This window comes from Paenibacillus sp. 37, from assembly GCF_008386395.1.
Taxonomy (GTDB): domain Bacteria; phylum Bacillota; class Bacilli; order Paenibacillales; family Paenibacillaceae; genus Paenibacillus; species Paenibacillus amylolyticus_B.
The window spans coordinates 5,116,659-5,143,355 of record NZ_CP043761.1 but is presented as its reverse complement, the minus strand read 5'-3'; the positions used below and the strand labels follow the sequence as shown (position 1 = coordinate 5,143,355).

Annotated in this window: 20 protein-coding genes; 9 read left to right on the top strand and 11 right to left on the bottom strand. The window is 46.7% G+C overall.

Going from position 1 to position 26,697, the window contains the following annotated elements; translation table 11 throughout:
* The first annotated feature begins 187 nt into the window (after positions 1-187).
* Positions 188-1,216 carry a leucine-rich repeat domain-containing protein gene (locus F0220_RS22070; RefSeq protein WP_105599841.1) on the top strand — a complete coding sequence of 343 codons (1,029 nt, stop codon included), beginning with the start codon at positions 188-190 and terminating at the stop codon, positions 1,214-1,216.
* 79 nt (positions 1,217-1,295) lie between these two features.
* Here F0220_RS22070 and F0220_RS22065 read toward each other — a convergent pair whose 3' ends face one another.
* The 3 genes from F0220_RS22065 to F0220_RS22055 all read right to left on the bottom strand — a co-directional run bounded on the left by F0220_RS22065 (position 1,296) and on the right by F0220_RS22055 (position 7,783).
* Positions 1,296-2,015, bottom strand: coding sequence for an SDR family NAD(P)-dependent oxidoreductase (locus F0220_RS22065; protein ID WP_105599840.1), 720 nt, complete (start codon positions 2,013-2,015; stop codon positions 1,296-1,298).
* A gap of 174 nt (positions 2,016-2,189) precedes the next feature.
* Positions 2,190-7,160, bottom strand: a complete 4,971-nt coding sequence (locus F0220_RS22060) for a discoidin domain-containing protein (RefSeq protein ID WP_105599838.1) — start codon at positions 7,158-7,160, stop codon at positions 2,190-2,192.
* A gap of 260 nt (positions 7,161-7,420) precedes the next feature.
* Positions 7,421-7,783 carry a winged helix-turn-helix transcriptional regulator gene (locus F0220_RS22055; protein ID WP_091013671.1) on the bottom strand — a complete coding sequence of 121 codons (363 nt, stop codon included), beginning with the start codon at positions 7,781-7,783 and terminating at the stop codon, positions 7,421-7,423.
* A 206-nt stretch (positions 7,784-7,989) separates the two neighbouring features.
* Here F0220_RS22055 and F0220_RS22050 point away from each other — a divergent pair, with 206 nt between their 5' ends.
* Complete coding sequence (locus F0220_RS22050; protein ID WP_105600024.1) at positions 7,990-8,526, top strand: NAD(P)H-dependent oxidoreductase; 537 nt, start codon at positions 7,990-7,992, stop codon at positions 8,524-8,526.
* Positions 8,527-8,641: 115 nt separating this feature from the next.
* On the opposite strand, the gene F0220_RS22045 is transcribed toward F0220_RS22050, so the two are convergent.
* A complete protein-coding gene (locus F0220_RS22045) occupies positions 8,642-10,705 on the bottom strand; it encodes a beta-xylosidase family glycoside hydrolase (RefSeq protein WP_105599836.1) in 2,064 nt (687 codons plus the stop codon).
* Positions 10,706-10,739: 34 nt separating this feature from the next.
* Positions 10,740-12,668 carry a carbohydrate-binding protein gene (locus tag F0220_RS22040; RefSeq protein ID WP_105599835.1) on the bottom strand — a complete coding sequence of 643 codons (1,929 nt, stop codon included), beginning with the start codon at positions 12,666-12,668 and terminating at the stop codon, positions 10,740-10,742.
* Positions 12,669-13,571: 903 nt separating this feature from the next.
* Here F0220_RS22040 and F0220_RS22035 point away from each other — a divergent pair.
* The gene (locus F0220_RS22035) at positions 13,572-13,931 is read left to right on the top strand and encodes a hypothetical protein (protein ID WP_091013678.1); all 360 of its coding nucleotides are present in this window, start codon (positions 13,572-13,574) and stop codon (positions 13,929-13,931) included.
* 34 nt (positions 13,932-13,965) lie between these two features.
* Complete coding sequence (locus F0220_RS22030) at positions 13,966-15,612, top strand: exosporium glycoprotein BclB-related protein (RefSeq protein ID WP_149846764.1); 1,647 nt, start codon at positions 13,966-13,968, stop codon at positions 15,610-15,612.
* A 510-nt stretch (positions 15,613-16,122) separates the two neighbouring features.
* Here the strand turns inward: F0220_RS22030 and F0220_RS22025 are convergent.
* Positions 16,123-16,476 carry a DoxX family protein gene (locus tag F0220_RS22025; RefSeq protein ID WP_105600022.1) on the bottom strand — a complete coding sequence of 118 codons (354 nt, stop codon included), beginning with the start codon at positions 16,474-16,476 and terminating at the stop codon, positions 16,123-16,125.
* A gap of 140 nt (positions 16,477-16,616) precedes the next feature.
* On the opposite strand from F0220_RS22025, the gene F0220_RS22020 reads away from it, so the two are divergent.
* A complete protein-coding gene (locus F0220_RS22020; RefSeq protein WP_105599832.1) occupies positions 16,617-17,000 on the top strand; it encodes a winged helix-turn-helix transcriptional regulator in 384 nt (127 codons plus the stop codon).
* 24 nt (positions 17,001-17,024) lie between these two features.
* The gene (locus tag F0220_RS22015) at positions 17,025-18,062 is read left to right on the top strand and encodes an NAD(P)/FAD-dependent oxidoreductase (RefSeq protein WP_105599829.1); all 1,038 of its coding nucleotides are present in this window, start codon (positions 17,025-17,027) and stop codon (positions 18,060-18,062) included.
* 158 nt (positions 18,063-18,220) lie between these two features.
* On the opposite strand, the gene F0220_RS22010 is transcribed toward F0220_RS22015, so the two are convergent.
* Positions 18,221-19,015, bottom strand: coding sequence for an ankyrin repeat domain-containing protein (locus F0220_RS22010; RefSeq protein WP_105599827.1), 795 nt, complete (start codon positions 19,013-19,015; stop codon positions 18,221-18,223).
* A 73-nt stretch (positions 19,016-19,088) separates the two neighbouring features.
* Entirely contained in the window at positions 19,089-20,069 is a 981-nt protein-coding gene (locus F0220_RS22005; RefSeq protein ID WP_105599826.1) for a phosphotransferase, read from the bottom strand.
* Between the two features lie 242 nt (positions 20,070-20,311).
* Here F0220_RS22005 and F0220_RS22000 point away from each other — a divergent pair, with 242 nt between their 5' ends.
* Positions 20,312-20,899: an imm11 family protein gene (locus F0220_RS22000; protein WP_105599824.1), complete on the top strand. Its 588-nt coding sequence runs from the start codon at positions 20,312-20,314 to the stop codon at positions 20,897-20,899.
* A 188-nt stretch (positions 20,900-21,087) separates the two neighbouring features.
* Here F0220_RS22000 and F0220_RS21995 read toward each other — a convergent pair whose 3' ends face one another.
* A complete protein-coding gene (locus F0220_RS21995) occupies positions 21,088-21,666 on the bottom strand; it encodes a TetR/AcrR family transcriptional regulator (protein ID WP_091013697.1) in 579 nt (192 codons plus the stop codon).
* Between the two features lie 134 nt (positions 21,667-21,800).
* On the opposite strand from F0220_RS21995, the gene F0220_RS21990 reads away from it, so the two are divergent.
* Positions 21,801-22,703 carry a CPBP family intramembrane glutamic endopeptidase gene (locus tag F0220_RS21990; RefSeq protein WP_105599823.1) on the top strand — a complete coding sequence of 301 codons (903 nt, stop codon included), beginning with the start codon at positions 21,801-21,803 and terminating at the stop codon, positions 22,701-22,703.
* A 412-nt stretch (positions 22,704-23,115) separates the two neighbouring features.
* Entirely contained in the window at positions 23,116-24,675 is a 1,560-nt protein-coding gene (locus F0220_RS21985) for an acetamidase/formamidase family protein (protein WP_105599821.1), read from the top strand.
* 131 nt (positions 24,676-24,806) lie between these two features.
* Here F0220_RS21985 and F0220_RS21980 read toward each other — a convergent pair whose 3' ends face one another.
* The gene (locus tag F0220_RS21980) at positions 24,807-25,661 is read right to left on the bottom strand and encodes a sulfurtransferase (protein WP_105599820.1); all 855 of its coding nucleotides are present in this window, start codon (positions 25,659-25,661) and stop codon (positions 24,807-24,809) included.
* Positions 25,662-25,724: 63 nt separating this feature from the next.
* On the bottom strand, positions 25,725-26,669 hold the full coding sequence (locus F0220_RS21975) for a DMT family transporter (protein WP_149846763.1): 945 nt from the start codon (positions 26,667-26,669) through the stop codon (positions 25,725-25,727).
* Between the last annotated feature and the right edge of the window lie 28 nt (positions 26,670-26,697).

Here is a 26,697-nt window from a genome sequence, read left to right as displayed (position 1 = left end):
TATGTAGATTTCTGTCGAATAATCCTGAAAGCAACTTAAAGGAAAGGCATGAGTATGAGAAGGATGAAAGGGAAGAAACGAAAAAAGAGGAAAGGAATGAAAAAACGGGGATCGGTGGTGGTTCATCCAGGCGATCTTGTTTATAATGGAATGACTTGGAACTATGGGTGGAAAAGGGGGATTATCTGTGAGTGAGTTATGGCATGCATCAATACAGGGGGTTCCATGGAATGCCGAAAAGATGCACCAGGCGGTGCATCTGTTGCGTCGCAGAGCAACGGTTCATTTTCGCGTTGACGCGGATACATACGAGGACCTTGCCGAGCTCGATGTCAAAGTATTCTTTGCCCGGCCGGATCTGATCCTACATATATCACATACGGACCCTAAAGGGGTATATTCATCCGGATTTTTGGGGCGACTGGCACAGTTGAAACATGTGTCTGCCTTGCAGCTTGATCTTTCGCAGGCACAGGATTTGACGATACTGGGTGCGATGGAGCAACTGCAGTTTCTAAGATTGAATTCACCTGCAAAGGCGACTGGGCTCGATTTTATTAAACACTACAAACGATTGACCTTTCTTGAACTGCGTGGCAAATTCAACGGATTTGCTTCCATTGCGGCATGCCTCCAACTGCATACGCTCATTCTGAACTGCACGGTCGAAAGTGCTGATGTATTGGCGGAACTGCCCATGCTTCAGTATCTATCCCTGGATCACTGTGAGTTAAAAGGGGGATTGGATGTATTGACAGAGTCGACCATCTCGATGTTGAAGCTCAGCTCTGTTCGCAAACTGACAAGCATTCAGGGACTCGAACAGATGCGCGGGCTGGAATATCTGCATCTGTCCTTGCCCAAGTTGGAGCAGTTATGCGACTTTTCCCAGATGACCTGCCTCAGACAGCTCGAACTGGACTATATGAAATCGTTGCGGGATACCGAACATCTATGGACAGCCGGCACTTTGGAATCTATTGAACTAAAAGAGATGAATACGGCGCTCAAGGCCAATTCTTTTGCTGGACTGACCGAGCTGGAGCACTTGCGCCAAATCGATTTTCGTTATATTGATGTGAACAAAGGACGGATTGCCGCTATGCGTGATCACCTGGCCAAGGCAGGAAAGTCGAATTTGTTATATGAAAATATCCCTGAGCATGAACGCCTGAATTCTATAGGTATTGCGCACTTATCGCATGTATTAATGTAAACGGGCGTCTGTCCATCGTGTGTATACAGAGCGCACTCAGGTGAACCGACCGATTGAGGCGTGTAGATGTCATTGCTATCTAGGTGTTCGTATCCGTTAATGCGGGTATGTTGATCTCTTTCACGCAGGCCGCTTTGGACAAGCTGATGATACATCGAACGATGGCGACCATATCCTGGAGGGGAATGCGGGTCCCATCATACTCGGCGAGTGCACGTTCCATTCCGTCTTCATAAGGAATCTCTGCCGCCAGTTCTCCCGGGTTAATACATGTCACCGCGATGCGGTCCTCTCTCGTATGCTCTCTTAAAGCTTCCGTAACACCCCGTATGGCAAATTTGGAGGCGACAAATGAAACCTGGCTGTTGCCTGCATTGCTCAAACCGGCTGTTGAACCGATCAGGATGATCTTGCCTGCCTCTGACTGGCGAAGATGAGGCAGTAAAGCCTGTATACATACAATCGTTGAGGTCACATTCACATGAATTAGCTGACTGATATCTGCGGGTTCATCCCGATCAAACGTATAGTGCTCTTCAAATCCTTCCTTCTCCCAGATCCCCACGTTATAAATAAGCACATCCAACGTCTCGCCTTGAAGCTGGCTGGCAATATGCTCCGCGGCTTGAAGTTCGGAAAGATCGGCCTGAATCCATATTCGCTGAACGCCATCCTCCACATTCAGACTTTCCGGCTTGCTGCGGGAGACCACCCAGACTTTATCACCGGACTGTGGCACGCCTCTAACGAATGCGTCACCCAATCCTTTGCTCGCCCCGAAGACAATTATATTTTTCAAATGAAGCCCTCCTTATCGATTAGAATGTAGTGAATATACATTAATCTATATCTTACTACAGAGGTGATGTATGGAACATGAAGTTTGAATGAGGTATGCTTCATCCTTGGCATAGAAAAACCACCTCTGTCCCGCAAGAACGGGAGAGAGGTGGTTGAACAGATCGTGATGACATTAATGGTAAAGTTTTAACTCGGCAATGGACCACCACCACTCGGGAGTGTCCGCGGTCAAAGCAATTTTGATGTATCGCGCCGTTTGTTTAGAGAACGTTTGTGAGATGGCAGGTCCTGTTCCCAGGGCTTCCGTAACCCCATTCCAGTGCTCGCCATCATCAGAAGTGAAGAACTGGAAACTGCGAGCATAATCGTTACTGCTGCTGCCCGAATCCATGGTCAAGCGACTGAAGCTCTGCTTGCTTCCCAGATCAATCTGAACCCATTGATCGGCATGTTGACCAGATGAAGAGGTCCAGCGTGAGTTCAGATCGTCGTCTAGCATCGCCGCAACATCTTCAGAGGTGGAGGCAGTCGCTGTCCATGATGTTCGATCCAGTTCAGCAGGTAGCAGATGATCCTGTTCCCCGGATATCCATGGTGTCTGATCAGCGGTATAGACCTCGAATTCAGCCACGGACCACCAATGAGAAGCAGTACCCGTCTGTACGACCTTAATATAACGTGCCTCTTGCGTTGCAAAGGGGATAGAAACCATCGAATCTGATCCTTCACCCGAAGCCAGGGCATCTCCCCAATGCTCTCCATCCAGGGAGGTATATACTTCATAACCGCGAGCAAAGTCTTCCCGGCTGTGCGCGCTGTCCAGCACAATCCGATTCACTGACTGCGAGGTTCCCAGATCAAGTTGAATCCATTCGCCGCCTGTTTGAGTCTGACCGGAGGTCCAGCGTGTTTGGTCCGAGCCGTCGACTATAGCCGATGCATCGTCTCCAGTGGAAGTGATCACGGACCAGCCGTCTGGCAGCAAAAGTTTTTGTTTGCCCGTTCCATTATGATGAATAAACAACTCGGAGATCGACCACCATTGATCGGAATCCCCGGTCTGCACTACCTTAACATAACGTGCCTGCTGTTCAGGGAAGGTGATGGACGTGCGTCCAGGCGTGCCTTCGCCGCCTGCAATGGACGTGCCCCAGTGTTCACCGTCATCCGAGACATAAATCCGATACTGTCTCGGATAGTCTTCTTTCGCATGACCCGGGTCCAATTCTATGGCATCGAAAGAACTCTTTTGGCCGAGGTCAATGGTAATCCATTGTCCTTCGATTTGTTTCCTCCCATTTGTCCATAGGGTATCTGAACTTCCATCCAGCATATTGGCTGTCACAACGGCTCCTTGAGTAGAGGAGGCGGTTACGATCCATGAAGAGCGATCTGGAAGCGGTATGGGCTGTGGGAACTCCGGTGTTGCTTCAAGTTTGCCAAAACGGGCAAGCTTGAGTTCAGAGATCGACCACCAGCTGTCCGCAGAGGAAGTCAATACAATCTTGACATAACGGGCGGTTTGCATGCCTAATTCCACGGACAGACTTGGAGATGTTCCAGCGCTCTCTGCGATAGGCTGGCCCCAGTTCTCGTTATCTTTGGATACGTAGATTTCGTACCCGTGAGCATAATCACCGCCGTTGTTGCCGGAGTTCATGAATACCGTATCCATAGACTGTTCGCTTCCCAGATCAATATGCAGCCAATCGCCGGGCTTCTGAAGCTGTCCGGATGACCAGCGTGTAGTCAGATCACCGTCGACCATGCGCTCTACCGGCTCCGAACTGGAGGACGCCGTAATGGTCCATTGGCTCCGATCGAGATAGACTACACCCTGAGAGGCATCCGGCTGTTGAACAACGGAATGTTCCAGCGGGTTAACCTTTACTTGCGCTTTGGCATAAACGGTAGCCGAACCCAAAGCGCCATTGGCATTGTAGAAATGCACTGTTTTGACAGTGTCGGACGGATTCCAGATTTGCGCTGTATAGACGCCGTCTTTTTCATACACGGTTGCTGCCGGATCATCTGCCCATATATCCATCGTGCGTGTTCCCGTAGAAGCCATGCTGTGCATGAACCAGTACGCGTTAAAGACTTCATTTTGCTGCATCTCGCTCGTATTCCATTTGGCTAGAGCACCTTGCGGGTCTCCAATGGACTGGAACGGCCAAATAATATGCTGCCATGTGCGTTCCTGCTGACCGCCCAGATCCTTGATGAGACCATTGTAGAGAGCCTTAGTATTCTGCGGATCACGTCCATAATAGGTCATCCATTCCGCTGGTGGCAGCCAGTGAATACCGTAAATGTGCTCGGCCTCATTCGAGAAGTACGTTCCATACAGGTAGGCGCTGCCGTAGACATGACCTACCGTAGCATGTGGGTAATCCTCCAGCCAGTTATCCCCGTCATAGTTAAACCAGTATTGCTCGGCAGCCTTCTCTTCGGTCACGAAGCCCCAGATCCCGGTGTCGCGATAGGCTTTGTTGCCTGTCACCTCACCCCACATATATTGGCCGACCCAACTAAAGAGGGCTTCACCTGCCGCCTCCTGGTTATTCCCGCTGCGATTATCGGCGTAACCACCTGCCCAGGAGTGGCCTGCGTACGCATCAAAATTGCGAAGCCTTGGAAACTGATCATCTGTCCGTGAAGGATTGGCGTAGTCCCGAATCAGAAGGTCAACCATGTCGCCGTAATCTTGCAAGAATGTCTGGTCATATGTGGCCAGCACAGCCGATGCAAAAACATAATAGCCGTAGGTAAAATGATGATCTGTCAATCCGGTATTAACACCAAATCCACTACCGTAAGGGAAAATGGTTCCCCATTCATCCGAATAATAAAAATAATACGAGTGCAAAGGTTCATCCGGCGAATAAGTATACCAATCTGTCAAAATGTTTCGAAGCAGGGACAGATAGTGGTCTCGTCGCACCGTATCTCCGATCTGGTCGCTGATAAGTACACCCAGCGCAAGCGGATGAAGCTTTTTCCCTTGCCAGTAAGGATCCTCGCTCATCAGATTGCCTGCCGTATCCGCGTCAAGCTGATCCAGATAGCTGATTAATTGTGCACGCGAGTAGGTCGGATCATCCGGCTCTACAAACTGCGGAATAATGCCATAGAATCGATCCTGTGTCGTAAACGTATTGCCTTCACTTACTTTCATCATGCCGCGAATGGAAGGGTAAGCAAGCTCCGTTAATGGAGTAGTCGCCAGTTTCCATTGGTGCGGAAACAAGGCCATGAGTGTCTCGGAGGAAAAGCCTGCCCGTTTCGTCTGGGTTACCGAGTTGAAGTTAGTCGTTACCAGTGAAGTGCTCTCGTTATATTTGTAGTCCACTTGTGTATCGGTAACAAAGGCGTAGGCATGCTGGTAATAATAAGGCAGCTCTGCCGCGGACGACAGGGTAGCCAGTGACAGATAGTTTTCGCTCTGGCCCAGCTTGATCTTGAGCGTATTGCCAAGTTTCATAAATACGGTTCCTTCAGGTGCAAAGATCCCGTAATTTCTTGTAAAGGTCTGAGGCTTGGGCGCTCTGTCCTGATTGGTTATTTCAACGCCGATATGATCGGCCGTCAGCGATTCTCCATCCTTCAGAACAATTTCACGGTTCTGATCATCGAAGAGACGTGTGATGTTGGGCGAACGAACAATAATGGTATCCGGGTTATCGAAGGTGTTGTACAGGAAAGGGGAACCCTTCACAAACGTGGTGTTCATTTTGGCCGTGTCATCATCACTCATGATGATCGTTGCAGAATAATCCCCGTATCCCGCCACCTTGGTATTGACCTCCGCCGGATTCATATTGCTGGTGGTCATGATCAGATCCGGTTCCCCGTCAGCGTCCATAGAACCGCCATTAGCCGAAACGTAACCAGCTCCGGGATTCAGAAGTTGAAGTCCTTGTTTGGTATATCTGCTTTTGAGCGGGAGTGTGACCAGACTGTTGCCATCCCCCAGATCGGATACAAGAATAGACTGCCACCAGTCATTGGAAGGGAGAGGCGCCGTAATATCAGATGTACGATTTTTCGGGTTCTTCGGCTGCAGCATCGTGATGTCATTTACAGCGTAACTGCCGGAACCCACCTGTACCGAGGACGGTTCAGGGATATTCGGAATGGTATGCACAGGTTTGGCATCGCCTTCGATATACTCGTAGACATCTAAGGCGTACAGGGAGTATCCGTTGGTTGTTCCTCTGCCAAGTCCGGCCAATTTCACATACCGTGCTTCGGCGTATACCGGAATTTCGTCCCGTCCACCGTCGCTGTGCAGTTCCCGGTACAATGTAGTCCATTGCTGTGCATCATTGGATACTTGAATATCGTATGCACGTCCGAAAGCGTTTTCCCATTGCAAGGATACGTTCCCGATTTCCCGGCTTAATCCAAGGTCAACAACAATCCATTCCTGATCCTTGTAGATGGAAGACCAGCGTGTATCGGGATTGCCATCCGTTACATTCCGGGCTTCGTAATTCCCTTTTTCCATTTTGGCCTTATCCTCGGCTGAACGGCTGGGCTCATCAATTTCTTCCGAAGACGCGGTAACCGGTTGTCCAAGTGCAAGGTTCATGGCTGCTGGTTTGGGAGGTGGATTTGCTCCGCCCGTCCCGTATACATTGAATTCGTATACAGAGATGCCATAGGCTTGCTGTGCTCTTTGATGGCTGAACAAACGCACATATCGTGCCTCCGCTGTGACCTCAATCTCGTTCAGGCCGCCTTGCCCCTTTGTTGTGGAGTAAACAGACTGCCAATGGACCTCGTCGTTGGATACTTCCAGATCAAAGGCGGAAGCATACGCATTTTCCCACTGGATAGAGATGCCCGAGATGGAGGCCACCGCGCCTAAGTCAACATAGATCCACTGCGGATCTTGCTGCCATATACTTTCCCAGCGGGTGTTTTTGTTGCCGTCAACCACATGGTCTGCCGTATTGCCCCCCAGAGATGAGGAACTGTACACAGGCCGGTTCAGGGATAACAGATGATGTTCCTCATCTGCGGCGTTCACTTTTGAGACCGGCCACAGCGAGATGCTGCTAATCAACAACAGAACAGATAACAGCAAGTTGATGTAGATGTTGCGTGTTTTTCCTCTTTGACTCGTTCGTACCTTCATATGACTCTCCTTCTCCTTTGTTAGCCCTTTCCATCTCACCAGATAGAGCTTATCTTTTTCCCTTACTCGCTACCGTATGTATCATTCTGTTCTCCCGTGTTGCATTTGTGAGATGTGAATCCAATGCTCAACAAGGGATATTCAGGTGTCCCATTTTGTATATCGATCATTTGGTCTGGAATATAAAGGTTTTTTAAACGTTTTCGTGGAAAAAGAGACATATGTCCTACTTAATGTATGGAGGATGTGCAACTGTGAAATCAAGACTCGGGCTGGTTGTTCTCCAACAATACAACATCTTCGCCCCGCTGCTGTCTGAGAGCAATATTGTCCCTTCCCCAAGTACACATGACATCCACGATGGTGTTGGCGGTAACGCCATATTCTGTAAGCCCGTATTCCACCTTGGGAGGCATCTGCTGGTAGACATGTCTGGTGACAAGGCCGTCCCGCTCCAGCTCGCGCAATTGTTGAATTAACACTTTTTGCGATATGCCGGGGATGCTGCGCTCTAATTCGCCTGTTCTCTTGACTCCGGACATCAATAAACAGATGATCAAGGCTTTCCACTTGCCACCTATAATTTCGAGCGTCGCTTCAATGCCCAGATTGTATTGTTTCATATCCTGATTCACCTCAAGTTAAATTTTACGTGTTATATAGGGTGTAACTATTTATTTTCTCATGGTTCTGACACGGAAGTCCATACACACTTTGAGGTAAGCATCTTACTTCATTGTGTGTATTTTCTTTTGACTGGATGTGATCGATAATGGTCCATATCCAAATATAGAAACCAACACCCTGGATGGGAAGAAAGGAACTTATGATGAAAACACTTGTTATTCTGGCACATCCCGATATGGAAAGTTCGAGAGTCAATCGTCGCTGGAAGGAGGAGTTGCTGCAGTATACAGATAATATTGCTCTTCACGAATTATATACGACCTACCCCGATTGGAAGATTGATGTCTCCCGAGAACAAGAGCTACTGGAGACGCATGATCATATTATGTTGCAGTTCCCGTTATATTGGTACAGTTATCCACCGTTGCTGAAAAAATGGTTTGATGACGTGTTCACCCATGGATGGGCGTACGGATCGAAGGGCAATCAGTTGAAGGGAAAACGGATAGGACTAGCGATGTCCATAGGGGATAAGCAGGAGAATTATGCGAAAGATGGTTCTATCGGTTATAGCGTTGAGGAACTTGTGGCACCTTTCATAGCAAGTATGAATCATGTAGGGGCTCAGGCGCTGCCGCATTATGCACTCTATGGTGCCTCGTTCCAGGCTACGGATGAAGAGATTAACCGAAGTGCTGAAGGATACATGCGTTATATAAAACAGTTCCGGGCTTTTTGAAGTTACAAAGAGGAAGATCTTCATAAGAAATGTACTAAAGGACCCGGCTCCACACATGGTGAAGTTACAGGTCCTGATCAATAAACGAAAAATTAATAACCGAATAAAACTACATTTATTCTACGCGGAAATAATCAAAATCTGCATATCCTCCGGTAGACTTTGTTGCATAATTGAATAGTGCAAACCGGTATCCCATAAAGTGTGGCAGGGTGTAAGACATTTGAAGTGTATTGCCAATGGTTGTCCAGTTGCTGCCATTCAGGCTATAAGCAAAGTAGGATTTGTCGGTCTGGTTCGTAAAATCACAGATGACGCGAAGATAGATTCTGTTCTGGTTTAATGGCACAGTTGCTACTTCAGTCATTGTGCCAGAACTGGCATTAGCCATAACGATGGATTTGGTGCTGCCCGTCATTTTTACGCCGACCAAACCATATCTGGCCTGAAAAGCAGCAAGTCCAGCATAATCACCATCCTTCATGCCTGCTGTATCCAAAGCGGTAATGCCTGTGCTTTTTGGACCAAAGGTTCGTTGTGTCAGCGTGTTGCGGGCTTCCAACAGGTTTTTGCTGATTTTGCCTGCAGTTAACCGCATAAAACCGGGCCGCTGGAGCAGGGACCAGTTGGCAGTATCGGGGTTATGATTCCACTGCCAGTATGGAGCCAGACTGGATGTGCCGGTAGATGAATTGCTCGTCAGGGAGACGTCATCCACATAAAACGCCATCAGATCATTGGTCGGGTCCGGATTCAAGTTATACGGTGTTTCCACAAAAATAAAGCTTTGGGACAGGTCGGTATTCGACGGAACGGTATACGTACCTTGAATGGTACCCCACTGTCCGCGGGTAAGCGTCGCACTGCCCATAATGGTAATTCCGGTATAACTTGCACCATTCTGGATGCTAAGATTAAACGTTTTGGTTGCAGGACCAGTCGTGTATTTGATCTTAGCCGAAAAAGAGTACGTTCCTCCCGGTACCAGCTTGCCTGTAATCATCTGTTTGGCACCGCCTGCTGTCTGCTGTCTGCCGCTGACGAGCAGGCTTTTGGAACCGCCAAAAGCTTCGGCATTTGTTACGGTGATGTTCGCCGTATTGTTGCTGGTCCAGGGCTGAATGCTGCTCTCCTCAAAGCCGCCGTTCACTAACAGTTGCGTTACTGAGGGTGTGCCTGATGTGGTTGAGTTGAACTCATCGGACCCGTAGATTTTGGCAGCAGGCTGACCTTCAACGGGCATATTCATGTTCAGGGGAACCTTGCCGTTCACCCCAAACACAGGCCAGTTATCGGACCATGTCACCGGCACGAGATAGGGAATGCGTCCAACAGCCCCGCTATCTCTGAACAGCAAGCCGTACCATGCACCGGATGCGGTATCCACGATACCTCCTTGGGCAATGCCCGAGTCTCGTAGTACAACTTTACCTGTGTATGGCCCTGTCAATGTGTTTGCACGATAGGCAAGCTGAATGCGGCCATCACCTGAAGGCCAGGCAATCAGGAATACATAGTACATGCCATTGATCTTCTGAATGTGTGCTCCTTCTGCCTTTACAATCATGTTAGAGCCAGCTATGCTGCTTGCGTTTGGAATCAGAACCTGACTCAGCCCGCCGGACTTGACGGCCTTGGCATCAGATGTCAGCTCGACGATACTGATGTTATCACTGCCATGAACAAGAAAGGTTCGATTCCCGTCAAACATAAGGGAGGGGTCATGATAATAACTGTTCAATGTGTAAGGTGTCCATGGCCCTGTTTCAATATTGCTGGTTTGGTAAATATATGTCTTGCCCGTGGAAAGCGAGCCAAAGGCCACATAATATATACCGTTGTTGTACCGCAAGCTGCTCGCCCATGAACCACGCCCATACTCGTTTTGTCCGTTGTTCAGATTTTGTATATCCCCGTTTCCAAGCGTATCATACACATAGTTTACGATGCTCCAGTTGACTAGATCATAAGACTTCATCACAGGTACACCCGGATTCATATGCATCGTTGTGCTGGTCATATAGAAGGCATTGCCCACCCGGATGACATCACTGTCAGGAACATCCGCATAAATGACCGGATTGCTGAACGTTGATGCGGAAGCGGTAGGACTTGTCGTTGACATCGATGCCACAAGTAACGGAAGAGAGAGCAGAAGCGTACAGATTTTTTTCCACATAACTTGTCCTCCCAAGTCTATCTTGACCTTTGTGTTATTGCGAGTGTTCAAGATAATCAATATAAGCATCCCACGTACCATTATCCGTTGTTACGACCAGCTTGACTTCCTGATTGCCTGTAGCATGTGTGATGTTCGACAGGGTCTGTACGGTCGGTTGTGTACCGGTAAAGTAGAATGAACCCGCCGTTACACCCCCGATGACAAGATCGACACGGGCCGTCTCATTGTTGTTGGAAGCACCGCGGACAGAGAAATGATGGGTTGGGAAAGCATAATATTGATTGTATGCTGCATAATCATTGTTGGCGTAGAGCGCTACTCCATTAAAAGGGGAGCTGATCACACCGGCATATTGACCGCCAAGTGTCATGCTTTCCGTTTCGATGCGAGTAACGGATGGGTTAGGATTGGGGTTGGGGTTGCCGCCCGAACCGGATGTAAACTGCCAGTAATCCAGTTTGAACAGGTTTCCATTACCTGAGCCTGTAAACACCAGATACAAACGATGTACGCCCGTAGCGTTGGTTACATTGGTCTCCATCTCGCGCCACGTTTGCGAACCGCCGGTTGAGCTTACATTAAGTGTTCCAGCCAGAGGACCTGTCGGACTGTCCAGTCGTACCTCGATGTTGCCATTTCCGGTAGAAGCGACATTAGCCTTGAACTTGGAGGCTCCAGCTGAGCCAAAATCAACATTGCCGACCGCGATCCAATCTCCATTATGAATATTAGTAACATTCTGATTGGCTACAGGTCCACCGCTCGCTTGACTCGGCTCGGTGTTAATGCCTGCTTGCCAGCCAATGGTTTCCGCTTCCACCCGGACATACGGGTTGAGGTTGGTCGTTTGGGATACACCAGTCATGTTACCCTGCACTTCCTGGATGGAGCCATCCGCGTTGTGGGTCAGCTTGTTAATGTGGGTGGAACGGTACCCTTTGCCATCCCCAAGGAATGCTTTACTTACCGTTTGTGCATGGTACGCCACATACCATTCGTTGTTGAACTGGAACACGGCATGGTGGTTATTGCCGCCTACCCCGAAGAACGTGCCGGGATTTTTCAGAAAGTGTCCTTTATACGTGAAAGGCCCCATTGGGCTGTCGCTAACCATGTATCCGATCTCACCTTTCGGATATGCCGTGGGATGTGTTCCCGCGAAGTTGATGCAGTAGGAGTAGTAATATTTGCCGTTATACTTGTGGATGCCAGAATCTTCGAACATATAAGGAGAATCAATAGTAACCGCACTGCCCACCACGCTGGTCATGTCGGCACCGAGACGAATGACCCGAGCTGTTTTGGGATTGGCAATGGAAGCAGCGTTGGTATCGTTCGGAATGCCGCCTCCAGCATACAAGTAAGCAGAGCCATCATCATCGACAAGTACAGCCGGATCAAAGAGCCAAGTTACGCCGGACATACCCGGTGTACCGTGAGTCAGGAGGGCACGTCCGATTGGGTCTGACCACGGTCCAATAGGAGAATCAGCCGTGAGTACGCCAATACCTCCACCCGAGTTGGCAAAATACAGAAAAAACTTTTCTTTGCCAGCAATGGTTTTCTTCGCCATGGCAGGAGCCCAGGACTGAGTAGCCCATTTGGCAATTCCTTGTCCATTATTGGCATTATTCGCACCCGCTACCGGGATGGAACCATGGTCTGTCCAGTTCACCATGTCAGCTGAGGAGATGACGTTAATCTTCCCGATCGTGCTGTACTGGTTCTCTCGGACAGAGCCGTCACTATTGTACAGATATGCATCACCTGTCATGTAGACATAGACCCGATTGTTATGGACGAGCACATAAGGATCGGCTCCCAGTTTATGATCGATGAGGGGATTAGAGTTTCCAGGAAGTTTGGCAACGGCTGCATTTGCTGCATGGCTTGATTCCACGGGCAGGGTGACAAAGATTAACAGACACGACAACAACAAAACTAGCGGTTTACGAATCATACGTTTCGCCTCCATGAGATTGGATTAGTTGGTGAGCTAAAATTCAGGATAGCTGAGATGATGAAATGCCGAAAAAACGAAAAGATTTTCCTCATGTCACCCCCTTCTTGAAATAATGGTTATATTGGCTGTTAGGATAAGTCTTCATGTTGTCATATATGGTTTAAGCCAGACAACCTGTGTACCGGGTACGTAGTAACGGCAGCAAGGGGAGTGGCTATAACCCGAATTAAGCCTGCATCTGTGGGTGCGATTAGAAAAGCTATAATCTGTCAGGTTTCTTTTTGTAATCGCTTTCAATAAAATGAGTTAGAACACTGAAATTTGGCGAAGAAAGAGGTTTAGTCACATTTAAATGTAATTATTTTTCATATTTTCTTTTAAATGTTTATTAACTTGACGATATCATATCACAATTTTAAGATAATACAATCTTTTTCTATTTTTTAGTAGAGGATGAAGAGACCATTATTATTCTATGTGTTTAACATTGGGCTTAATGGTAAAATACTCTCTCGTATTCTATAAAACTGCACTTTCAAGCATAGTTTTACCCGGCCAACAATTAGATACGAGAAAAAGACGTCTTAAGCTGCGACCGTTTCCCTGGAATCTACCGGGGGAACGGTCATTTCGTTTTTTTCTGGAATCGATCCTGGTTACATAACAAAATCTACTCTTACTTGCTGACCAACTTTGATATTGCATAATTTTTTCTCTTTGCTGTACATATCCCAGTTTTTGTATAGCTAAAGCCCTGTGCGTAATAGGGTGTTAAGTGACAATGGTGGATTGCCCCCTGTGTTTTGTCCACACCGTTGATTGAGTGTTTGAATATTACTATCGAGTGAGCTTATGCCAAATACTGCTAGAGTCAGAGGTTCATAAAGGTGGGATGGGAAAATGGCTATTTTGTCAACTGGGCCGATTGAAAACAATCCGGTTTCCGGGGTTAGACCGACCCAACAGGTAACGATTAGATTGGTAAGTCGGGCTGAGGTGGACTCGGTAACCGTGTCCATTCAGGGTTATGTGCTCAGCACAACAAGAACGCTATATGTGAGTGAAGTGATCAGTATTGCTCCTAATGAAGCAGTGACCAGAACTTATTTTGCAGATTTAGATGCTTTTGAGTTTGTTTTTGGAACAGACGTGGAAGGTGTGGAGGAAGTAGGGATTTCAGTGTGGGGCAAACAAGCCTCTGGGCAATTGGTAGATGCACACCGGGTGGTGGAGCACGAAAAAACAGTTAATGACATCTAGGAGATCAGAAATCCCTAAAAGAGGAGATGTAGCGATGAGCTTTTTATCAACAGGGCCGATAGAAAATAATGCGGTTGGTGGTGTAAGACCGACTCAAACAGTTACAGTAAGAATAGATAATCGTAGTGATGTGACAGTATCAACCGTACAGATACAAGGGTATTATATGAGCGGTGGCTTGAGGGTTTTGTATGTCAGTGAGTCTTTTGACATCGCACCGAATCAAGTAATAACCAACAATTATTTTGCGAATCTGGACGCCTTCGAGTTTACTTTTACAACAACAACCATGGTTAATGATCCTATTCAAGTATCTGTATGGGGTAAGAGCAGTACAGGCTCATTGGTAACAGCCCATCGTTTGGTTTCTTCCGAATTGCTGGGTGAAATCCCAGGTATCACGGGAGCCACAGGTGCAACCGGAGCTACAGGAGCAGCAGGCACAACGGGGGCAACCGGAGCAATGGGAGCGACAGGCAGCGGGGCAACTGGAGCGACAGGCACGGCAGGTGTAACCGGAGCTACAGGAGCAGCAGGCACAACGGGGGCAACCGGAGCAACGGGAGCGACAGGCAGCGGGGCAACTGGAGCGACAGGCACGGCAGGTGTAACCGGAGCTACAGGAGCAGCAGGCACAACGGGAGTAACCGGAGTAACGGGAGCGACAGGCAGCGGGGCAACTGGAGCGACAGGCACCGCAGGTGTAACCGGAGCTACAGGAGCAGCAGGCACAACGGGGGCAACCGGAGCAACGGGAGCGACAGGTAGTGGGGCAACTGGAGCGACAGGCACGGCAGGTGTAACCGGAGCTACAGGAGCAGCAGGTACAACCGGAGTAACGGGAGTAACGGGAGCGACAGGCACAGCAGGTACAACCGGAGTAACTGGAGCCACAGGCACAGCGGGTACAACCGGAGTAACTGGAGCCACAGGCGCAGCAGGTACAACCGGGGCAACCGGAGCAACGGGCACAGCAGGTGTGACAGGGGCAACTGGAGCGACAGGCGCAGCAGGTATAACTGGAGTAACCGGAGTAACTGGAGCCACAGGTACAGCAGGTACAACCGGAGTAACGGGAGCAACGGGTACAGCAGGTGTGACAGGGGCAACGGGAGCCACAGGTACAGCAGGTACAACCGGGGCTACGGGTGCGACAGGTTCTGGAGCAATTATTCCGTATGCATCAGGACTTCCGGTTGCGTTGACTACGGTATTGGGTGGACTTTTGAATACTTCCAGTTTAGTTGGTTTTGGTAACAATGCTACAGGAGTAAGTGTTACCGGAGGAATTATTGATCTCACTGGCGCTGCGGGTACCTTGCTTAACTTTGCTTTCTCGGCATCACGTTCAGGAACGATTACTTCACTAGCCGCTTATTTCAGTACGACTGCCGGACTTAGTTTGGTTGGATCTACAGTAACGATAACTGCACAATTATTCCGTTCCACTACACCTAATAACTCCTTTACAGCTGTACCGGGTGCATTGGTAACTTTGGCTCCTGCACTTACCGGGGTTTTGGCACTGGGGACAATATCCAGCGGGTTAACTACGGGACTGAGTATTCCGGTATCGGCAGGTGACCGCCTGCTGATGGTCTTCTCGGCATCCGTAACAGCCGGAATTGATGTGGCTACAACCGTGGCCGGTTATGCAAGCGGTGGGCTTACCATCACGTAACGGAAAATGGGCTATATAACAAGTTTAAAGACAGGGACCCTTGCCAACATGGTGAGAGGTCCCTGTTTATTTGTGTGCACAACTACGATAGCATAACACTATTGGAACAGATCGCAGGCTTCGTCGGTAAATAGGTGTGTATTCTGTCCAGGCTTTTTCAAATGTGGCAATGTTATATATAAGTCGCGTTTTTGTTTTCAAACTCTCTTTAAATGAAAGATAAGGACTATGCAAAAACATAAAAAGACGAGGATTGCTCCTTGCCTCGTACATACCGTGGTCTACTCCATTTCACTCTGTTTGGGTTAGGCTGTCTACGACAAATTTAAGTTGGGCTTGCAACGAAATCAGGTCACTAAACACGAAGCCACGGCTTTCCTCACGATAAACGTGATTATTCTGGACAGCAGGGAGGTTATCCCAGATAAGACCTTCAAAAACGGAATCCTCACTCTCATCACCTGTCCATCCACTTTTGAGTTTTTTTTGGATTTGTACTTCACCGTTTCCTTATAGTCTTTTAAAAGCCACGATCAACGCAAGAACTATAAAAAAGATATTCACGCCTAGCTCCCGGTACTCTTTACGCCAAACATGAAACAGCATCCCGAACAGGGTGACCGTAGCCAAAGCGATTGCGGCGATGGGCGTAAGCACCGGAGTGATGTTCAGCGCCCAAGGAAAAACAAGGCCAAGCGCTCCTAGTAGCTCCGCGATTCCGATCAAAATAACTAGACTTTTTGGCACATTATTGACCCAGGCCCAGGTCTTTTTTGACGACTCGATACGAATGGTTTTCATCCATCCTGAATATACAAAACCTAGCGCCAATATGATTTGTACGATCCATAACGTTACATTCATCTTTTCGTATCCCTTCACTTGCTCGATTTTAATATCTGCCTCTATACTAAAGTGAGAAGGCCCAATCTGGAAGTAGGCACTTAAACCTAACCAGGTAACCAAAAGTATACCCGGATATGGTCAGAAAGTGAGGAATAAGAATGACGGTATATTGCAAATTCGGAACGGCCTTGGATATCCTCACGGGTAAATGGAAATCTTTGATCCTTCTACGACTGCTGAGCAACGGTACAATGCGGTTCAGCGAATTACAAAAAGCCATTCCGGATATTTCAAAAAAGATGCTGACCCAGCAGTTAAAAGAACTGGAGTATCACGATATTGTGCATCGAGAAGTATATGCCCAAATTCCGCCTAAGGTCGAATACTCGATTACGGAGTACGGACAGCTCATGAAACCTGTGCTCCAGACAATGAGCGACTGGGGAGCCGGCCATGTGCAGCATATGGAGAAGCTGTACGGCGAAGAAGACGAAAAAGGAGCACACCCATCCGAACCTCGGAAAATCGATCCCTTGGGGTGATAGGGTGACAAGGGAGAGTTAGTTTTGAATAAACAAAAAATTGTGATTATTGGTGCAGGGATTGTTGGGGCGTGTATGGCCTATCATCTAGCCAAACGAAATCAAGATGTAACTGTTATTGAACGGCACTCAGCCGCGGCGCGTGAAGTCACAGAAAAATCATTTGCCTGGATACATACGACGCATAGAGTGGCTCCTGAATACTGGCATTTGTACGATGCAGCTGTGGAAGAATATCACACACTTCAGCAAGAGTTGTCCGAACTGAAAATTCATTGGCATGGCGCGCTAACTTGGGACATTCCGCCTCTAAGGGAGCAACAATTTCAAAAATTAAACCGGGAGCAGCTTGAGGCATTGGAGCCCAATCTGAAGGAATATCCGGATGAAGCCATGTTTGTCAGCAAAGAAGGTGCGGTGGACCCTATAGTGGTAACGGAGCTGTTGTTGAGCAAAGCGCAAGAGTACGGAGCAAAGATTCAGTTCGACACCAATGTTACACAACTGAAGCAAGAGGGTTCCCGTCTGGTTGGTGTTCATACATCCAGGGGTTTTGTGGAGTCAGATATTGTGGTATTGGCCGCAGGAACAGGTACACCCGAACTTTGTAACCCGTTAGGTTGTCACGTGCCAGTAACTTTGTCACCTTCGATTCTGATTCGGATAAAAACTGCTAATAAACGGATACACACATTAATCTCCAATGCGCAATTTGAAGCGCGTCAACTGACAGATTATACGCTGCTGGCTGCGGAAGACTATATCGACGAGTCGGAGGAAAACGGACCACAGGCGGTCGGTAAGCGAGCTTACGACACATTGCGTCGCAGTCTCAAGCACGGAAATCAACTGGAACTGGAGAGCATAAAGGTTGGATGGAGACCTATGCCTGAAGACGGTTATCCGATTGTGGGCTTCCATGATCACATGAATGGACTTTATCTGACGGTAATGCATTCTGCAATTACGCTGGCGCCGCTGATTGCGAATCTGGCTGCAAGTGAAATTATTGATGGAAAATCAAGAAATGAATTAGACCCTTGTCGCCTCTCACGTTTTTAGAATCACCACACAACGAAAAGTACATCGCTCAAGTGGTGATGTACTTTTCGTTGTGTATATTTGTTGGAGTCTTCTACACATCCCCAGTAGCCACTGGATTCTCTTTATAACTGTATTCGCAGCCACTGGCAATTGGCAATTCTATGCTAGCCATTCATCTACCTGTGAATCTCGCTAGCGGATTTGGCACCTTGACTTTCAAGCCACGGGATCAGTTCAGCTGAAAAATTACGTTTTGCTGTGTCCAGTGGAGTCAATCCATCCCAGCTGGCTATCCAATTCAATTCGGCACCTTGGTCAAGTAGGTACTCGGCTGATTCTCTTTGTCCTCCATGGCAAGCACACCAGAAAGCAACGGTTACTGCATCGGGAGGAGAAGGGGAGGTGCTTGTTCCCCAAGGATAACGTTCTGGGAGTTTAGCTCCTTTAAAGTGTTCTTGTATGGCGTGAATATCTCCTAGGGCGGCCGCATGCCAAAGGGCAAAGATCGCGCCGCGCTCAACCAAGCGCCGTGCTGCATTCCATTGTGCGAAAGCAATAGCATCGTCCAGCGGTGTGCCTCCGGCGATGACTGCGCCAGGGGCTTCAACATCTGCGCCAGCATCAAGAAGGGCATCGAGCACTTGAACATCATTGGAGCTTGCAGCCCAATGCAAAGGTGTCTCGATGTTTGGACCGACAAAAGGAGCGTTCACTTCCGCACCGAACTTGGTCAACACTCGCACGGTATCCGCTCCATTAGGGAAGTGCCCCGGCCAATCCGTTACCACGTGCAGCAGCGTTCGAGAGATTCTGGAATCTGAATCTACGTTGTCAGGCTTTCTTTCCAATATTCTTATCTTTGCCAACCCGGGATTCTCTGCCAGCAGTTGCTGTAACGATGGAATATCTCCAGTGTGAATGGCTTGAATAAAGCTCACTGCAAGTTTTTCATCTTCGTAAATAAATTCCATGTTCAAACCTCCTTTCAGGCTTATATCCATATTCATGTTTATAGTGTTATCACAGTTTGATTAAGCGGGATAATTAAACTTTTTGGCTAAGCATCTGAATTGCACATCTGGCATGATACTCCGCGAGGCCTCTTGCGAATTGCTGATCGGGGAATTGTCTGTGAAGCAGTTTCAATCCTCCTGATATCAAGAACAAATGATGGCAAAATCGATAAAATGTCATCCGCTCCGGGTCGAGATCATTATTTTTTAAGTATTGATAAAAGTCTCCAAATCGAAACTCCAGAAAGCTATGCTCATGTTCGAGATCGAAAAATCCTGCGCCCTCAATATCAATAAGGCATGGTTGCATAGCATGATCTATCCATATATGATCCGGACCTAACTCTCCATGAATGAAACTATAGAGATCTCTGGGTTGAATGGCTGCTTCCAATTCGTAAAGTTTCTCAAGCAGCCTTTCGTCATTATTCCTTATATCTGTCATGTGCTTGGATGCATAGGATAAGGCTGCTTCGGCATCTAACCGCTGAACTTGGTAGCAAGGCCCAGCCTTTTTGTTGTTATTGTTGGCGTTTCCATAAACGTTTCTTTGGATGTTATGCATATTAGACAACATATCCCTGATCCGTTGAAACAACTCATCCCGATCTTTGTGGTTTTTATGCTGGAAATAGGCTTCGGCTTTTTGTCCATCTACATACTCAACAAGAGCAAAATCATAAGAGTGCCGGTCTCTATCGTTATTTAGATCATACAAGATTGGTGTTCGAATTCCATGTTGAGCGAGAAAGCGAGTATTCAAAGAGAAAAGTTCGCTGCCATAATAACTGTGGAAAGTGGAGTCATTCAAGATCTCTTCCTGAAAATAGTTGCTGGAAATATCCCAAACGTAAAACATACAAGTGAAACCATTCGTGCAATCAATTTTGTAAATGACTTTTTGTGCGCCTCCATGAATTCTTGCGCTCTGCGTTATGTGGTAACCGGCACCAAATACATTGTACAGATAATCCTGTAGTTCTTCACGAGTAAGATGGTTGTTGGAAATCATTGATTTATGCTCCGTTTCATCTGTATTTTGCCGGCCAGCAACCTAAATATATAGAACATTTCCCCAAAAATATAGACTGTTTCTTTTCGATCTGTTATAGTGTTGCTTAAGGTCTGTATATTCATATGTATATTAAAGCAAGGGGCAGGGCACTCATGTTCATGAGTAACCCGGCCCCTATTTTGCATGCAAAGATGTAAAATGGATGAAAAGCACTTCAATTGGAAAGGAGACATCATTCTTTGAACTATTATTTTCTGGAATCTCAATATCCACGTAGAGGGTTTATTAGTGGTGGAACGATTTTCACTCCCCAATTAGAGGTGAATTATCTGGCGGTAGGGAATCCGTTGCCAGAGGGGACAACCGCAGAGGTTGAGTTACTGTCCTCGGTGCGCAACCTGAATGTAGATTATTTTGAGACGATCACAGGCACAAGACACGTATCAGATTGTTTTAAAAAGCTGCTGGAGGAAAAGCAAACAAACACACAGTTTATTCCGACAACGGTATGTTACCATGACGGTCGTTCGGTTGATCAAACCTATTGGACTGCACATCACCTTGATCGTTTGGATGTTTTTGATTATGAACGTTCCGAATATGGGCGCAAAGCAGTCATTGCTGCATCTGTAGAACAGCCTCCACGTAAGAACGTCAAAGTTGTATCTCGAATCTGCCTTCATAAAGAGCGAATTGGCGAGCATGAATTTTTTATGCTGGATTATATCAATATCTTCAAACCCATTGTTTCAAAAGATTTTTACGAAGTATGCCAAAAACATAAGCTGAATCTAAACGTTACAGAAGTCGGAGAGGTAAGCTCCTGAAATGCATGGATATGGATGTATAGAAAGCACAAAGAAGCCCGCGTCAGACGCGGGTTCTTAATCTTTATTTTTCCCCGATAACCACCGGATTTTCCTCATAACTTATTCAGTCGCTCCTGCTGCAGATGGGATTCTGCTACGCTTTGGCACGCTAACTTAACTCCCCGATCTGTGTGTCATGCTTTCCTTCAACGTATAATCCAATGGATATAGTCTTGTATCATTTCTTTGCTTCGTGTTCGATTTATCTTATGCGGCTCTAGATACAAATTGAGAGCCATCCCATTCATAAAGGCATACAGCTTTTCGTGTTCCTTCTCTTCATCGGTAGTGCGCAGAAGACCTTCATTTTTTAAGTACATAATGCAGTTCCTGATTGCACTCTGCAGGTCCTCATAATTGGCATCGAACCCTTTTTGCGTCTTTCCATAGGTTACAAATGCAAACCAAACCTCCATTTCCAATAATGTTTGTTCATCCGTAGGTACTAGCTCGAGCAAGTATTCAACAATTCTTTCTTGAGGCGCCAGTTCTTTTGCATTCAGATTCCTTAACCGAGTAAGTACCTTTTCTTTAACTAACTCCATTGCAAATGCTAGCAGGCTCTCTTGTTTGGAAAAATAATGTCTTAAGGCTCCTTGTGATAATCCGGCTTCCTTCGCAATTGTTCTTGACGTTGCATGATGAATGCCTTGCTCACTAATGATTTTCCAAGTTGCTTCAGCAATAATATTCTTCATCTTCTCATGGTCCACGATTTTTGGCATACACACAGAATATCATATTATTTAACTCAACTGAAATAAATAGACGATGAAGATGAGATGTGCTAGAGTTTATTTAACTCAATTGAATTAAAAAAGAAGCAAAGGCGACATAGCACTCAAGGAGGGGAATTGGAATGAATCAGCAATTCAAAGTAATGTTTCCAGCATGGGGAAAGGCAATCGGCTTATTATGCATGATCATGATATTTGCTGCTGTATTGTGGTTAGTGTGGACAGGAAACTTGAATATAAGGTACACGGCTGATCGTGAGGAAGTGATTCCAATATGGCATAGTATGTTGCCGGCATTCCTTGGCATTGTTCTAATCCGTATGATTCCTTATAAAAGTCAAGATCTCTTTTATTTCAAGCAAATGGAGAAAAAGCACTTGGTCGTTCAATCCATTGTATTATTGCTGTCAGGCGTTTTATTTACGGTTTCTCTGATAACGATAGACCCGCAAGGATTACATTTCCAGCTAAATTATTTGACGTTCAAGTTGACGACATTATTGTTCATCCCATTGATTTTATTACTGATTTATCGAAAAATGACTGGCGGACAGCAAGATAATATCTCTGCAAAGCCTCGTACCCACAGACACGTCATCGCACCACTAATCGTTATTGTGGTGTGGGGTTATCTAAAGTTCTATTCCCCAATTGCACAACCAGAAGGAGCAATTGTAGGAACCGATACGACAGAATTACTTCTCTTGGTGTTGATTGGTTTTGTGATCAATAGCGTATTGGAGGAAGTTTTTTATCGAGTATGGATGCAAACTCGATTGGAGGCGTTGCTTGGAAGATGGCCCGCCATACTACTAGTTTCAATACTATGGTCCATTTGGCATATCGCCATTCAAGGAAATGGTCAGTGGGATATAGATGTGGCAACAGTGATTGCAAATCATGGGGTTACGGGTCTGTTTCTTGGTTATATGTGGGCCCGCTATCGTAAAATATGGGTGATTATTCTGATTCATGGACTCATGAATGCTTCTCCTCATTTTCTTTTACAGATTTTGTTTCATTAAGCGGGAAGGGATCTGGTTGGATCAGTCTTCCCGTGCAACGATGCCTCTCTTCAGTATTCCCGGGTGACGCTGAGGCCGGCAAATACACCGCCCCAGGCATCAGCCTGCATGGCGGTGTATTTGCCGTTGAGATCCTGTAGACTTGTGCTCCGTATCTATCTCTTCCCCGGTAGCCACCGGATTTTCTTCATAACTAATCCAGTCAATCCACCTTCCGGAATACAACTCCACATTCGTGAGTTGCTTTGTATATGGTAATTATAATGACATAGCATTTATTTTTATAAGTTTATTCTTAAAGAGTAGTTAATTTGTGTTATGTTTTTTAACAAAAAAATATTGTTGTAAATGTATTTATATGTTAGTGTTTATTTGTGTTAGGTAATATTACATATCACAGAGGGGGAGCGTTATGTTTATTAACCGAACGATTAGGAAATTTGGGGTTTCAGTAGGGATTATAAGTATGTTTACATTTGCTCTACCTTCAGTGGGCTTTAGTATGCCGCTGCAACCAACAACCCTTGCAAAGGTTGAAGGTGATTATTATGTAATGTCTGCGATTGAGAACATTCGCTGGGGATCACTGCCTAATCGAGACAGCTCTCCGATTCTTACTGTACCATCAGGAAGTGCTGTAACATTTGACACGGTATCGCATGAGGGACTGATGGAGGATCAAGGGAGAAATCCAGGCGAGTACTTCGGCAAATTTGGTGTCTCATCCGATGGCGTGTTGGATGATGCGAAGGCAATTGCAGCTTCTGAGATTAAGCATGATTTTGTAAAAGACGGACCTCATATTATCACTGGGCCAGTAGCGGTTGAGGGAGCAGAGCCGGGTGATGTTCTTAAAGTAGAAGTCCTTTCATTGCAAACGCGAGTTCCATATGGTGTCATTTCTAACCGCCATGGTAAAGGTGCCCTTCCTAACGAATTTCCAGAAAATACAGGCCCACAAGAGGGAGCTAGCGCAACAAAACCGGAATTATATAATAATGTATCTATATTTACGCCTATTGAAGAAATCAACGGCAACTGGTATGGGGTATTACCAACAAAAGCTGGCAAAAATGTACGTTTCCCCATTAACCCGTTTCTAGGTGTTATGGGGGTTGCACCAAATACCAGTGAAGTTGTGAGTTCGATTCCACCTATTGAAACAGGAGGGAATATGGATATTAATGAGTTGGGTGTTGGTGCAACTATTTATTATCCGATTCAAGTTAAAGGCGGTCTATTCTATACTGGAGATCCACACTTTGCTCAAGGAGATGGAGAAGTGGCGTTAACTGCATTGGAAGCTTCCTTAAGGGGGACAGTTCGGTTAACGGTGTTAAAGAAAGGTGATCCATCACTACCACACAGTGGAGAATTCACGCAACCCTTTGCTGAAACAGAGGATTATTGGATTCCGATTGGACTGGACCCTGATTTGGATGAAGCTATGAAAGAATCAGTACGTGAATCGATTCAATTTTTATCCGATAAGCTTGATATGGATAGAAGTGTAGCTTATGCGTACCTATCGGCCGCAACGGATTACGAAGTATCTCAGGTCGTGGACCGAACAAAAGGCGTTCATGGACTCATTAGAAAGACTGATTTCCTTGAATATGTTGATGTTGCTATGAATGTAGGGGGGACGACAATCAAACCGGTTGTTCATAATGATGAGTTCTACGTACCGATTCGAACCATTTCGGAGCTATTGGGCGGTACAGTAAAATGGGATCATAAGACGCGTACCACGCAAATCAAATTAGGTACGAAAAATATAAGTGCTCAAATTGGTTCAGATGTGTATTCAATTAACGATAAACTAGTGTTCAATAGTAACGTACCAAAGCTTTTAACTGGTGAAACTGTCATTCCAGTTTCTGTTATTAATGAAATACTCGGTGCTTATGTCAACTGGACGACGATCGACAAGACGTTAACAGCAAATGTATCTTTAAGTAAAAAGCAATAATAGATTTCATGATTCAACCGTGGTGGACAGATGTCCATCACGGTTTTTCTATTATCATGAATCCAAACAAAGAAAAATACATCGCCGGGGAAGATAAGCCCCCTGGCGATGTATTCAACATCGATACACTGCTATACGTCTTTATCCGCTTCCGTATCACCTATAGCCACCGGATTCTCCTCATAACTAATCCAGTCGCTCCAGCTTCCGGAATACAATCTTACATTCGAGAATCCTGCTTCTTCCAGCGCAATCACATTCGGGCAGGCAGAGACACCAGAGCCGCAATACACGATAATCGCACCATCCTTGTCCAGCTTACTAAAGCGCTCTTCTAACACCCCAGTATCTGTCCAACGTCCATCCCAATCCAACACATCTTTCCAAAAATAATTCACCGCACCCGGAATATGTCCGGCCTTGGCATCAATCGGTTCCTCCAGCCCCGCATAGCGGCGAGCATCACGGGAGTCAATTAGCACGGCACTGCCATTTGCAGAGGCTTGTTGCACATCCTCAACACTTGCCAGCATCTGTGGCTGTACGTTCACTTCAAAGGAAGACGGGATCTGAACGGGCACATCCTGAGTCACCGGGAATTTGGCATTTTGCCAAGCGGAGAAACCTTCGTCCATGATATACACCTGTTCATGACCGATATAGCGAAGCAGCCACCATAGCCGAGATGCATTCATCCCGCCTTGATCGTCATAAGCAACAATACGACTATTGGAGCCGATGCCAGCTTTGGAGAGTCGACTTGCGAGAACAGCCGGATCAGGAAGAGGGTGACGTCCTCCGTGCGCAGATACAGGAGAAGACAGATCTTTTTCCAAATCGAGATAGACGGCCCCTGGAATATGTCCAGCTTCATAGGCTTGTCTTCCAGCCTCCGGCTGACCGAGCAAGAATCGGCAATCTGCAATGACGACATCCGGTTCATACATTCTGGCGAGCAGCCAGCGCATGGATACAATATTTTTCATCAAAATACACCGCCTTATGAGAGTGGTAGAGTCTTTTATAACTATGATTTACGAAAAAATACGTTATACAGTTGTAGGTTCAATAGGCCCTTTTCCCGCAACAGAGGCTTCTGTTGAAGCAATCTGAGGTTTGGTTTTGCCATATCGAATGAAGATCCATACCCCGAATATAATGACGACCCCCGCAGACATCTGTATTGCACTGAGCGATTCGCCGAGCAGCATCCAAGCCAGTAATGAAGAGAATACGGGTTCCCCAAGTACACCCATGGATACCGTCGTGGCATTCATATATTGAAGCAACCAGTTGAAGAGATAATGTCCGAAGATCGTTGGTACAATGGCAAGCAGCAGGAAGATTCCCCACTCTGACGCAGCGTAACCCCCGAATGGGTGGCCCATAATCAGATTATATACCGCCAACGTACAAGCAGCGACAAAAAATACCCAGAAGTTATACGAAAATGCACTAAGTCCCGCTCGTAAAAATTGACCCAGCAGCATATGGATAGCGACGGCAATTGTGCCAAGTAAAGACAGGATATCCCCTTGCAGGGCAGTACCTGCCAACTGGAAATCTCCTGCACCAATGACAATCGAGCCAAGCAGGGCGATGCCCATGCCGATGATCATCATCCGGTTAATTTTGGCTTTGAACAGCCATACCGAACCTGCAAGAATCAGTATAGGCTCCAGCGCAAGAATAACGGTGGAACTGGCAACACTGGTGAGCCGCAGTGAACCCATCCAGAGCAGGAAATGAAGGGCCAACATCACACCGGATGCAAGCAGCAATCCCCACTGTCGTGCATTCAGACGCATCATCTCGTGTCTATATTTCCAGACAAAAGGGAGCATCAGCAGGTTGGTCAGAAATAAACGGTACATGGCAATGACCGCAACGTCTGCGGTAGACCAGCGTACAAAGATCGAAGAGAAAGAAATCGCGATAATGCCGACAAAGAATAACAGATAGATGGATCTGCCGGCACGGTTCAAACTTGTCATGGGTGTAGCTCCTTCTTGAAGTCTGATG